General features: G+C 40.6%; 8 protein-coding genes. 6 read left to right on the top strand and 2 right to left on the bottom strand.

Features of this window, described 5'->3' with window-relative positions:
* Positions 1–125: 125 nt before the first annotated feature.
* On the bottom strand, positions 126–914 hold the full coding sequence (locus tag Q0A08_RS19395) for a substrate-binding periplasmic protein (RefSeq protein ID WP_438463112.1): 789 nt from the start codon (positions 912–914) through the stop codon (positions 126–128).
* Positions 915–1370: 456 nt separating this feature from the next.
* Between Q0A08_RS19395 and Q0A08_RS19390 the strand changes: the two genes are divergently transcribed.
* The 3 genes from Q0A08_RS19390 (at position 1371) to Q0A08_RS19380 (ending at position 8025) form a co-directional block, all read left to right on the top strand.
* Positions 1371–3380, top strand: a complete 2010-nt coding sequence (locus Q0A08_RS19390; protein WP_438463111.1) for a methyl-accepting chemotaxis protein — start codon at positions 1371–1373, stop codon at positions 3378–3380.
* Positions 3381–3680: 300 nt separating this feature from the next.
* Complete coding sequence (locus Q0A08_RS19385; RefSeq protein WP_438463110.1) at positions 3681–5720, top strand: methyl-accepting chemotaxis protein; 2040 nt, start codon at positions 3681–3683, stop codon at positions 5718–5720.
* A gap of 136 nt (positions 5721–5856) precedes the next feature.
* Complete coding sequence (locus Q0A08_RS19380) at positions 5857–8025, top strand: GNAT family N-acetyltransferase (RefSeq protein ID WP_438463109.1); 2169 nt, start codon at positions 5857–5859, stop codon at positions 8023–8025.
* Between the two features lie 49 nt (positions 8026–8074).
* On the opposite strand, the gene Q0A08_RS19375 is transcribed toward Q0A08_RS19380, so the two are convergent.
* Positions 8075–8848 carry a substrate-binding periplasmic protein gene (locus tag Q0A08_RS19375; RefSeq protein ID WP_438463108.1) on the bottom strand — a complete coding sequence of 258 codons (774 nt, stop codon included), beginning with the start codon at positions 8846–8848 and terminating at the stop codon, positions 8075–8077.
* 652 nt (positions 8849–9500) lie between these two features.
* Between Q0A08_RS19375 and Q0A08_RS19370 the strand changes: the two genes are divergently transcribed.
* From Q0A08_RS19370 to Q0A08_RS19360, 3 genes are all read left to right on the top strand, one after another.
* Positions 9501–10493, top strand: coding sequence for a TRAP transporter substrate-binding protein (locus tag Q0A08_RS19370; protein ID WP_438463107.1), 993 nt, complete (start codon positions 9501–9503; stop codon positions 10491–10493).
* 177 nt (positions 10494–10670) lie between these two features.
* Positions 10671–11348 carry a TRAP transporter small permease gene (locus Q0A08_RS19365; protein WP_438463106.1) on the top strand — a complete coding sequence of 226 codons (678 nt, stop codon included), beginning with the start codon at positions 10671–10673 and terminating at the stop codon, positions 11346–11348.
* A gap of 30 nt (positions 11349–11378) precedes the next feature.
* Positions 11379–12992 carry a TRAP transporter large permease gene (locus Q0A08_RS19360; protein WP_438463105.1) on the top strand — a complete coding sequence of 538 codons (1614 nt, stop codon included), beginning with the start codon at positions 11379–11381 and terminating at the stop codon, positions 12990–12992.
* Positions 12993–13108 lie beyond the last annotated feature (116 nt).

The following is a 13108-nucleotide window of genomic DNA, read 5'->3' as shown; positions in this document are numbered from 1 at the left end:
GAATCCATTTAAATCAAGAAGGAGCAATGCGCTTCTATGCCCACTACTCTAGCGTCTTTAAGCAAGCTCTTAAAGGGTTAGTAGAGTAAGAACTTAATCCAATTAAATTAAGCGCTCAAAATGAACTAAAGGCCCAGCTCATCAGACAGAATGGTTTGATATCTACCCGATGCCATCAAATTATCTAAGCCTTGGTTAAAATCTTCTATTAATTTTTCAGCTTTAGGGTGCTGTTTAGACACAAGCAAATGATTCGAATACTTGAAAAAAACTTTATCTAATACTTTTATTTCATCTAAAGATTTAAATTGTTTAGATGCATAGCTATAGCCTTCGAGCTTATCAACGACAACTATATCGACTCGTTCAGCTTTGAGCATATTAAAACAAGTTGCGACATCCGGCGGACTAAAATGAACCGCTACCCCAGAATTCATCAATACCTGAGAATGGCCTTGTAGGGTATAACCCTGTGGCCGGCATAATCGAATGCTTTTTGCGGAGGCCGTTCTAGCCACATCAAGTTGGGTTTTGCTTAAAGCAAAAGCTCTTTGCTCAAAGATAAATAAAGGTTTGGAATATAAAAAATGAGCCTGCCTATCCGCTTTGACAGACCAAGCATAAGTCGCATCCACCCGTCCTTTATCCGCCATTTTTAAGGCTCTATTCCAAGGGTTAAAATCTATAAGGGTTTGATATCCAAGCTCTTCAAATGACAAACTTACAATCTGAGATAGGGGGCCTAAATGCTGACTGCTCGATGAAATATAAGGGGGAAATTCTCCTGTGGTTAATTTAAGTGTGTCAGCTGCTATCACTGTTGGGGTGAAAGCGAATCCGATAGCGCTGAAAAAAATCGATTTTTTTACATTGTCCAAAACATGATTAACGCTTCGCAGGCGAAATTCAAACATGCATCCCTCTTTATTATTTTTATATGATTGCTGCTAGCACATCTCTTTAGCCTACCTTAGAGCGCAAGTTTTTAAAAAAGCGCTTGCTCATGATCAAGACTAAAAAGCAGACAATTAAGTACTCAACAAATATCAACTTTTATGATTGAGATCAACCAAATAGAACATAAAAACGATATTCGATGTACTCGAATTGAAGGGATATTACACTAATATGTCTGCCTATTTATTAAGAATAACACAAGCAGCTTATCTCTTTTAAAACCAACCAAAAGCCCGTTAATCAAGGCTTTAAACTGGTAAAGGAGCGAGCTTAAGCAAGGCATTAGTAACACCTAATTAATAAATATGTTAGTCACGCTGTACGTTCTCAAATTAAATTCAATCGAATGATGAAGGGATTTAAGAAGGCGTTTCATCCCTAGATTACATTCTCATTAAATTATGGAAGTTTCTATGAAAATCTCGCTAAAAAGGATGTCTTTACCCAAGCAATTAGGGTTAGGTGCTCTTTTCTCTGTCTCCGTTTTTATTCTGATCCTGCTATTACTTATCATTAGGGTATTTAATACTGCCATTGACGAGATAGCTCAGGATCATCAGTCCCAAGAAGTAAAGCTCATTGCGCAGCAGTTAGAATCTGATTTTTTAGCGATAAAAATGAGCCTTGATGTTCAAGCTAAACAAAGCTTGCAACACTTCTCAACGTTGACACAAACAAAGAATACAGCGTCAGCGACACAGTCCAATCTAAGCTTGTCTGGAACTCAGCTAGATACCGCTTATTTAGCTAAGATGGCTCAACTAAGCGGCGCCCAATATAGCCTTTATACCAACACAAACAATGGCTACCAAGAAGCCTTAAGCAGCTTATCTACACCAGCAAATTTAAAGCAAATAAGTGCGACAGACGTTAGCTTTGCCCCACTCTTTCAAGGTCAAGACCTTTATTTAAAACAACACTTTAATAACGCCGATTTTTTGATTAAATATCAGGTTATTCGCTATCAAGGGGAAGCACCGGTATTACTTGCGACTTATTACGACTATAGCCAGTTACTTGTTAATATCAGAGAGAAGATAAATGACATAAAAATCGGTCTATCGGGTTATATTTATGTCACAGATACAGGGGCGCAAGAATCTGTTTTGACGATTCACCCAAGCCTTGTTGGTAAAAGCCTTTATACCTTATTCCCGCAGATAAAAAGTACATTTGAACAGCTTTATCAAAGCAAGCAAGGTAGCGCGGTTTACTCTTTAAAAATAAAAGGCAAAGGCGATGACGTTAGAGCCTCTAAGGTGTTTTTTCATCATGTTGAAGGTTGGAATTGGGTCGCTGTTTTAAAAACCTATGATGATGAATATGCCGCTGTGATTAGAGACAAACTTATGCCGATTATCATAATCAGTATTATCGGTGCAGCTTTACTCAGCCTCGCCCTATGTTTACAGATTGCCTATGCCCTTGCCCCAATGAAAGAGATCACCAAAGGCCTTTCTAAGCTAGGTAAAGGGCAACTCTCTTTTCGCTTTAAATCGTTAAATCCAAGAACCAGTCGTAACGAAGTTGACCTTTTAAAACGTGATATCACCGCCATGCGCGACGGACTAATCAATGTGATTAAGCAAGTACGAGGTTCAAGCGAACGATTGATAGCCTCTTCAGAATCAATTAATAGTGCTAACTCTCAACTCAAGAGCCAAGCGAGCCAAAGTGAACAAGAGAGCTTGCATGTGGCATCTGCAATCGAACAAGTTGCACAATCCATTGAAGAGGTAGCGAATAACTCTAACCAAGTTTCGCAAGAAACGACCAATGCCAGCATGATTTCTAGCCAAGGTAACTCTGCTATGCAGGCAGTTGAAGCGACTGTGGCACAGTTATCAGAAGCATTCCATCAAGCATCTAGCATCATTAAAGAAGTGGAAACCAATAGCCAAGGCATAGGAGAAGTGGTTGATACCATTAATGGCATAGCCGAGCAAACAAACTTGTTAGCACTCAACGCAGCGATAGAAGCCGCACGAGCAGGAGAGCAAGGTAGAGGTTTTGCTGTCGTGGCGGATGAAGTCAGAGTGTTAGCTCAGCGTACTCAAACATCAACCGAGCAAATAAGACAGGTGGTTGAAAAACTGCAAACGAATACACAAGCTGCGGTTGATAATATGGCTAAAGGTAATCAGCAAGTATTAGAGAGCATAGATAAGGTTGCCGATGCAGGACACTTACTCACCCAAATTCAGCAATCCATTAGCGAAGTTGAAATCCGTATGGGTTCTGTTGCAGCTTCAACAGAGGAACAAAGTGTCGCCAGCTCACAAATACGTAGCAGCACTCACTCACTCAAAAGCAGTGCCAGTGAAACATTCCTACAGGCAGAGTCCTCTCAACAACACACTAAAAAGATAAAGCAACTTACAAACCAGTTACAAAATGACTTAAGTACATTCGAATTAAGCTAGAAATACTCGGCTAAAGGTCTACTATAAAGGCCTTTAGCCTTCCTAAACAGGTTTTCTAACTTCTTTACCTTACAACCACGCTTTCCCTCTTAATACTTACCTAAAACCATACCTTATTGTTCTTAAAGCGAAAAAATAGAAAATTAAGCAAAATACCTAGTGCAAAAAATAAGCATAAATGTAAGATTGCTCACTTTTGTTACTGATTGTCATTTACATGTAAGTAAAATAAATATAAATTATAATCAATTGATAATCATTCTCATTAAATAGTGAAATTCATCATACAAAGGATAGGTAATGTTTAATTTTTATTCTCGCTGGTCGCTCCCAAGACAGCTAAGTATTAGTGCGCTTATTAGCGTCGTACTCGCAATCTCTCTATTTTTATTAGTTGTCTCTATGGTGTTCTACAAAGAGATAAATAAAATTTCCGATACTAATCAGGTAAAAGAAGTCAGCTTAATCACCTCGCAGCTTGAAGCTCAATACGATTCGATTATGCAAATGACTCATACCCTATCAGCAGTATTGAATGATGAATTTAAAGCACTAGAAGTCAATCCAGACGAAACGATCAAGGTTGGTGCATTCGATAGCCCTGTTGTGACCTTAGAAGGTGAAGTACTCAACCTAAATTTCAAAAAAATTGATCAGTTCACTCGTTCTACTGGTGCTTCTGCCACTATTTTTGTACGTGATGGTAACGACTTTTTAAGAGCAACCACCTCACTTAAAAAAGAGAATGGCACCAGAGCCATTGGTACTTATTTAGGTAATAAGCACCCTGGTTATCAAAAACTCATGTCTGGCCAAGCTTATGTAGGTAAAGCCTTTTTATTTGGCAAAAACTACATGACTAAATATGTGCCTGTGACCAAGTCAGGAAGAACCATTGCCATTCTTTATATTGGTGTTGCTTATGATGATATTCTGGCTGAGATTAACCACTCTTTAGGTAAGCTTACCTTTGGCTCATCTGGTTATGTCTACATTACAGATACGGGTAAGAATGAAGCCCAACTTTTATTGCACCCAACACTCACTGGGAAGAACCTTTACCAAGAGTTTCCTGAGTTAAAAAGCACCTTTGCTAAAATGTATAAAAGTAAGCAAGGCAACATCATTTATTTGGCAAAAGTAGCCGGCCGTGACCAAGAAGCACAGCATTCTAAAGCAGTCTTCCAACATATCGAAGGATGGGATTGGGTCGTTGCGATTAAGCTTTACCGTGATGAATACCAAGGATTGATTATCAGCAATATTATTAATTTAGGTATGCTATCAATTATCGGTGCATTGCTGCTTTCAGCGCTACTTTGGTTCATCATCCGACGTGCACTTCAGCCTATGAAAGAAATCACTCAAGGTTTAGAGTTATTAGGTCAAGGTCAATTAGATTTTCGCTTTAAAGCACTAAACAGCCGCGCCAGTAAAAACGAAATGGACCTTTTAAAACGCGATATTACGGCTATGCGTGATGGCCTGATTGGCGTTATTACTCAAGTGCGTAATTCTAGTGAGTTGTTGATTGAATCATCTCACTCTATCGATCAGGCTAACAATCAGCTAAAGCATCAATCTAGTAAGAACGAAATGGAAAGCTTACAAGTGGCTTCGGCGATCGATCAGGTAGCAAGTTCCATTGAACATGTAGCTAATACCGCTAATGAAGTGTCTGAAGAAACCGTCAATGCACGAGTCGTTACCAATGACGGTAATGATGCAATGAAAGATGTTGAAGTCACTGTAGGTGAACTTTCAAATGCTTTTACTCATGCCTCTAATGTCATAGAAGAAGTAGAAGCGAACAGTAAAAGCATTGGCGATGTGGTTGATGTCATCAACTCAATTGCAGAGCAAACAAACTTATTGGCCCTTAATGCCGCCATTGAAGCTGCACGAGCGGGTGAACAAGGCCGTGGTTTTGCGGTTGTTGCTGACGAGGTTAGAGTATTAGCCCAGAGAACACAGCAGTCTACTGAAGAGATTCGTAAGGTGGTTGAAAGCTTGCAACAAAACAGCCAATCAGCGGTAAACAGCATGGCGTCTGGCAGTCAGCAAGTTGCTGATAGTGTGAAAAAAGCGGGTAAAGCAGGTGAGCTTCTAGCTCAAATACAGGCTTCTATCAGCACAGTTGAAGCACGTATGTCTTCCGTTGCGGCATCGACAGAAGAACAAAGTGCGGCATCAGGCCAGATACGCAGCAGCAGCCTTGAAATGAAAACGAGCGCCAGCGAAACCTTCTCTCAAGCTGAGATATCAGGCCAACACAGCCAAAACATCAAAGCGTTAAGCCAACAGCTACAGCAAGATTTAAGTTCTTTCAAACTGAAGTAGCAGTATAAAAGGTCGAGTTCATGATTGAACTCGGCTGTTTTCTTTTCGTTATTAGATTCTTATCTTGCTTGAGCACAAGCTAGATGGGCGAGTATGATTAGACATCTTGATTATGCTTACCAGCTAACACCTATCTATGTCTGATATTAACCCTGCTCATCATCACCGTCATTTTGTACTGCTTGAAGGCGACCTTGATGCGTGTCTTGACCATTTTTTCAGCCTAACTGAAAACTTATGTCAGCCAATATTAGCAGCACCAGATCTTGATATATTTCATGCGATCAAAAACCCTCAGCTTGAAACCTGCACCAAGATTGCTAACAAAAAACTTAAGCAAGTATTAGGACAAAGCCATGAAGCGGTTTTTCTAGACATAGAAGCAGGCCTATCCGCTTCTGCTATCAGCCTTATCGCAGGCACAATTAAAGGCGGTGGCGTTCTGGCGCTCGCCTTAAGAGATTTAAAGCATTGGCTAAATAGCATAGATCAAGAGCAGGCCCGTTATCTGCCTTGGCCGCTTACTTCTGCTGATGCTAAGCCTAACTTTAAAGAATATTTTTTAGCCAAGTTAAAACTAAACAAGATACAGCATATTAAACTTGGCACTTTCACTAGCGCACCTCATGCTCTCGCTAGCATTCAAAAAGGCCCAAAAGACCTTATCCCCAGCAAAGAGCAAAACCAGCTTATCGAAGCCATAAAAACCTTTGCGATAAAAGCCAATGAGCAGAGAAAAACATCCTTAGAAAATAAATCCGCTAGCTTCGTTCTTGCCCATAGAGGAAGAGGGAAATCAACAGCGTTAGGCATTGCTCTGGCACAACTTAATCAAATGTCAGCAGAGATGAGTGTTGCAATAACAGGCCCAAATAAAGCCGCTATTGCGCAATTAGAGAAGAGTTATTTTCAAACATTAGACAATAGTTCAAAGACAGAAAATTTAGCGCATAACTTATTCTTTTCACCCGATAGCTTGATACATAGTCCAAAAAAACTAGACGTCCTCATTGTCGATGAAGCAGCCGCTTTGCCCCTCCCCATGCTGACGTCTTTATTCGGTATTTATAAGCATTTAATTTTTTCCTCAACAAATCATGGTTACGAAGGTTCTGGCCGAGGCTTTGGTATTAAGTTTATTGATTATTTGAAACAAGAGAGTCAGCGCTTTAACACACTGACCTTATCTGAGCCTATTCGCTGGCGTGAAGGCGATGCATTAGAAGCCTTTATCAGTGACCTATTACTGATAAAAGCTCAAACCAATGAAGAGATAACCCCACACCATAATCGTCACCACTCACTTGAGCAAACGCATACATTAAACCTTGAGAAAATCAGTCAAAGTGATTGGCAAGTTAACCAACAAGCATTGCTCCAGTGCTTCTCTCTATTAGTGAGCGCACACTATCAAACATCACCAGATGATATAAGATGGATACTAGATGATCCAAGTGTTAGTACTTGGATTTTGAAAGCAGAAAATCAACTTATTTCTACTTCAGTTATTAGCGAAGAAGGTCAATTGGATCCCTCTCTTGCACTGGCTGTCGCACAAGGTATTAGGCGCCCTAGAGGCCATCTCTTACCTCAATCACTACTCGCCCATGAAGGTCATTTAGATGCTGGAGATTATCGATATTGGCGTATTAGCCGTATTGCCAGCCAAAGTCATTTACAAAAGCAGGGTTATGCCAGCGAGTTACTAACTAAAATAGGTCAGGCTGGAACAGAAAATAGAGTCGACTTTTTATCAACTAGCTTTGCAGCCACTTTTGATGTGGTTAACTTTTGGCAAAAAAATGGTTTTATCTGCGTCCGTTTAGGGACATCAAGAGATCAAGCTAGCGGCTGCTATTCTGTCATGATGTTAAAGCCACTAAATGCCAAAGCAGAAAAGCTGAGCCGTTTATATCAGGCCTTCTATTTATCAAACCTTAAACAAAATTTAGACAGAGACTACCCAGATATTGAGCAAAAACTCGCACAAGCACTAGTGCAAACAGGACCCAATAAGGATCAGTTAGACTATATAGAAACAGCCTCATTCAAAGCAATTGAGGCTGAAAAAGATCAGCATGATCTTAAGCTCTTTGCTCACCACCACAGACCCTATGAAACCATTAGAGCTCAGTTGTATCGCAGCGTGATAGCAAAAGAAAAGGACCAAAGCAAAGAAATGGCATTATTGAGAGAAGCGGCACTAAATCCTCTAAAAGAGGCTAACTTTACTCAGTTTAAACTCCACTCTAAAAAAGCCATAGATAAGGCACTTAGACAGTCTGTGTCACTTCATCTGTTATAAGCTCAACTTTATTTTTCTTGATCATTTAACAACTAGAAAGCTATTTCGATTAACGGTACCTGTCATGAATCATTTCATAGGTACCATCTTCTCTAAATTCAGCGAGTTTTTTGTTAAATTTCTCAGCGATTTCTTTATGGTTTTCTAACTGGTTACTAAAGCAGAGGTAATACTTTCTCACAGGGATATCTTGCATCGGAATATAAGCAAGTTGATCACTTAGCCCTGCCTCAGAGGCCAAATACATCCCCGCTTCTAAACTTAAAAATAGGGCATCAAAACGCTCACGAGATAACATAGGAAAAGCATTACTAATGTGGCCAATCTTCTCAAACTCAATATCCGCATCTTTTAGATATTGGTTTGCCGCATAACCTTCCACGGTACCAATGCGTAAACGTTTAAGATCAGACACATAACGAATACCTGACACATCAAAGCCACGCTTAACAATGATACCTTGTGTTGCTGTACTTAATAGATCTGAGTAATAGGAATAAGCTTCCCTTTCTGGTTTATAAGCACAAGAAAAGTAGCCTGCTGCCTCTCCTTTTTTGACCGTATTAATGACTCGATTCCAAGGTACAAATTTAAATTGAGCATCGACATCAATGTCTTTGAAAACTCTGTCTATCACTTCCACATCAAATCCCAAAGCTTTACCCATAGGATTAGCAAATTCGTAGGGAGGAAAGTGATCTGCTAAAAACACCAAAGGTGCCGACCTTGCAGCAACGGTAAGATTAAAAGCGAGAAAAATTAATAGCAGGCTGGCTTTCACAAAACCAGGGAATAAAGCAGGCAACACAGAAGGAGCTTTCATAGGAAACCCATCATAAATATTTTTTATTTTATTTAGCATAGCTAACTTATAGACAAGATATTAAAGATTAATGACCTAATTATGTAAAGAAACCACATTTAACTGATAATAGTTCAGTTTAGGCATTTTAATGTCATATTTTTGCTCACCATAAAATTAACCCTTTGTTTTTTAATCGCTAATTTTCAATTGGGTGGAATTACCCCTATTTAAATTTATAAGCAAAAATTTCACTTTTTGGAACATATATCGACAATATTATTTACATTCGATTTTATGTTTTTCTCTAGATTTAAGGGTTTTATTCTTATGTTTCAGTTACTTAGCATTATCAAAAAAGGTGAATTAGGATAAATAATGATTATGGGTGACATCCCACCCATCAGCCTTATTTCATGAGTCATATTACCCCCAAGAAGAAAGTGAAGACGTCGACGAAAATATAAAATAAAAAATAATTACCCTTATTATTCAAGTAGTTAAGTTTAAAATAATAAGTTGGCACCCTTCCTGCTATGTAAGCTCCGTAACATAGAAGTTTATATGCCATTAATCTCATAGTTAAGGCATTAACAGCTTAAAAGAAGCCCATAAGCCTCTTTTAAGTCATACAGACAAACAATAATAAGTACCCTGTCGGAGTCTAATAAAAATGAAAAAATTTAATCTTGCTCTTTCTGCTGCTGTTCTAACACTTGCTGCCACTGGCGCTCAAGCTAGCTGTGAATCAGGTGAACGCGTTGTTAAATTTAGCCATGTAACGGGCGGTACAACTCACCCTAAAGTGGTTGCATCTAACAAGTTCGCTGATCGTGTTAACAAAGAAATGAACGGCAAACTTTGTGTAGAACTTTATCCAAACTCGACTTTGTTTGGTGATAGTAAAGAGCTAGAAGCACTGTTACTTGGCGACGTTCAATTGTTAGCGCCTTCCCTATCTAAGTTCGGTTCTTATACAGACAAGTATGGTGTTTTCGACCTACCTTTCATCTTTAAAGACATGGACCATGCGATTCGTTTCACTCAATCATCTGAAGGTAAAGAACTACTAACCGAGATGGATGAGTACGCTGGCTTTGTTGGTCTAGGTTACTGGATGTCTGGCATGAAATACTTCTCTGCTAACAAAAAACTTGAAGTACCAAGTGATGCAAAAGGTTTGAAATTCCGCGTACAAACGTCTGATGTTGCTAAGCAAATGATCTCTGCAATGGGAGCTTCACCACAGGCGATGTCTTTCTCTGAGGTATACGGCGCATTACAAACAGGTGTTGTAGATGGTCAGGAAAACACCTGGTCTAACATTTACACTAAGAAATTCTTTGAAGTACAAAACAGTGTCACAGAAACAAACCACCAGCTATTGGCTTACTTGTTCATGACGTCTTCTGAGTTCCTAGACAGCCTAGATAGCAGCACGCGTGCTCAGTTCATGCAAATTGCGAATGATGTGACTCAAGAGGCAAACCAATCGGTTAAAGCGAAAGAAGCGGCTAACCGTGCCAACATCTTGAAGGCAGGCGGTAAGATTAACACCCTTACACCAGCACAACGTCAAGAATGGGTTGATACTATGAAGCCAGTTTGGTCTCAATTTGATCAATACATTGGTAAAGATCTAGTCAAAGCAGCAGCTGAATCCTAAGCTGCTAATGATAGGTGGGACCCTCATCTCCCACCTATTGCCCAGTTTTGTGTACTGTTTCATCTCCATTAAGCACTAAAAGTACACTCCTTTTGGCCCTATCCCATGCTGACTCGATCCGTGGGGTAAGGTCCGTTTTAAGTTACCGTCTATCTGAATATGAGTCTGGAGACTGTCATGGCATATTGGCCACACTTCTATCTATTACTATTTATTCTGATTCTCTGGGGATTAGAGAAGCGCTATCCTAACGCCGTGGATAAGGCTGAAGAAAACCTCATGGTTTTGGTTATTACCTCCATTATGCTCGTTTCGTTTGGACAGGTTATTGCCCGATATGGCTTTAATACTGGCTGGCATGCAGCACTTGAATTTACCACGATTGCGTTTTCTTGGTTGATCCTTCTAGGCATGAGCTACGGTATTAAAACCGGCTTACACCTAGGGGTGGATATTGTCTTAAACGCGGTTCCGTCTAAAACTCGCAAATTTCTGTCCCTCACAGGTGCATTTGCAGCCATGATGTATGGCTTCATCCTGCTTGATTCTACTTGGTTAACCCTACTTAACGTTGATGTAAGAGGCGGCGCGATTGAGTACTGGAGCAAGATGTTCAAGATTGGCATTGGCTCTGAAGAGTTAAGATACCCTGTATTCCTGCAAGAGTTATTAGATATTAAACCCCGTGTTCACCGCTGGTTAGTCTTGGTGATCTTACCCATAAGTTTAGCCATGCTTTGCTTCCGCTCGATTCAAGCTTTCATTGCCATTTATAAAGGCGAAAGAGAGATGCTGATCAGTGGTCACGAAGCACAAGATCTGGTTGAAGAAAATAAAGACGTTTTAAAAGACTAACCTATCTAACTTGCGGCTAAGGAGCTCGTTGTGGAATCATTAATTTTATTCGGCCTAGTGCTAGGGTTACTCTTTATCGGGGTACCTGTAGGTATATCTTTAGGTCTATCTTCTATTTTATTCGTGACCTTTTTCTCTCACGATTCATTATCATCAATCGCCTTATCCTTATTTGGAGCAGGCCAGCATTACACCTTACTTGCGATTCCGTTTTTCATCTTGGCATCGTCTTTTATGTCCACAGGTGGTGTGGCAAAACGCTTGATTAACTTTGCGATTGCCGCTGTTGGTCACTTCCGTGGTGGTTTGGCAATGGCATCGGTACTCGCTTGTATGATGTTTGCAGCATTATCAGGCTCATCACCAGCAACCGTTGTCGCTATCGGTACAATCGCCATTGCGGGGATGCGCCAAGTCGGTTATTCAAAAGAGTTCGCCTCTGGTGTTATCGCCAATGCAGGTACCTTAGGTATTTTGATTCCGCCTTCTATCGTAATGGTAGTGTACGCGGCTGCAACCGACGTCTCTGTTGGTCGTATGTTCCTAGCGGGGGTATTTCCAGGTCTATTAGCTGGCGGTATGTTAATGCTAGCTATCTATGTGGTTGCTCGTATTAAAGGCCTACCGGCAGAACCTTGGAAAGGGTTTGGTAATATTGTACGCGGTGGTAAAGAAGCGGGTTGGGGCTTGTTCCTAGTCGTTATCATCATGGGTGGTATTTATGGTGGTGTTTTCACACCAACAGAAGCGGCAGTAGTTGCTGCGGTTTACTCTATCTTTATCGCACTCTTTGTTTATCGTGATATGGGGCCACTTAAAAACACGCCTTGGGTAGAAGAGTCAGACTCTGCTATTGCCCGTGTTGGCTTTAATGGCAGTGTTTATGGTGTTTCTTTCTTCTTAGTATGGGAGATCCTATCCTTCTTCGCGCTAGCCGATAGCGAAACCATTACCTCTGGTGATCGTGCTATCTGGGGCCTAATAATGGGTGTTGGTCTCGCTATTTTCTATATTTACAAACGTGGTCATGCGATTAACGCACCTTTGTTCAAATGCTTGTTAGCAGGTCTGCCTATCTGGGCACGAAACCTAGGTCAAATGACTCGCGCCTTCTTCCCTGCCTTGTTTGGCGGTGAGTCTCGTAAGGTAATGCTAGATGGTACAAAAACGACCATCATGTTGATGTTCATTATTGCTAACGCCTTGTTGTTTGCTCACACCCTCTCTTCTGAACGTATTCCGCAAATGATTACCGAGTGGATGCTAGGTGTCGGCTTTAACTGGTTCACCTTCTTGATTGCTGTCAACGTACTTCTCTTGATTGGTGGTCAGTTCATGGAGCCATCGGGTCTATTAGTGATCGTGGCACCCGTTGTCTTCCCTATTGCGATGCAACTTGGCATAGACCCAATTCACCTAGGTATTATCATGGTCGTGAACATGGAAATAGGTATGATCACACCGCCTATCGGCCTCAACCTCTTTGTGACTTCAGGTATTACCGGTATGAGTCTGGCGCAAGTCGTAAGAGCGGCTATGCCATTCGTTGCTGTACTAATGGTATTCCTGATCATAGTGACTTATGTTCCAGCACTATCAACTTACTTGCCTTACAGCATTATGGGGCCAGAGCTAATCAATTAGCCCCATTAAACAATCTAACTAATGGCTTCTTAACAAAAGGAGCCAACAAGTGAAGATAAAAAACGCCATGACACTGCCCTGTCATGGCGTTTTTTTATATTCGCTTTTTGAATCCT

The sequence above is a fragment of the Marinomonas sp. PE14-40 genome (genome assembly GCF_051623805.1).
Classification (GTDB): Bacteria; Pseudomonadota; Gammaproteobacteria; order Pseudomonadales; family Marinomonadaceae; genus Marinomonas.
This window is presented reverse-complemented; position numbering and strand designations above follow the sequence as displayed.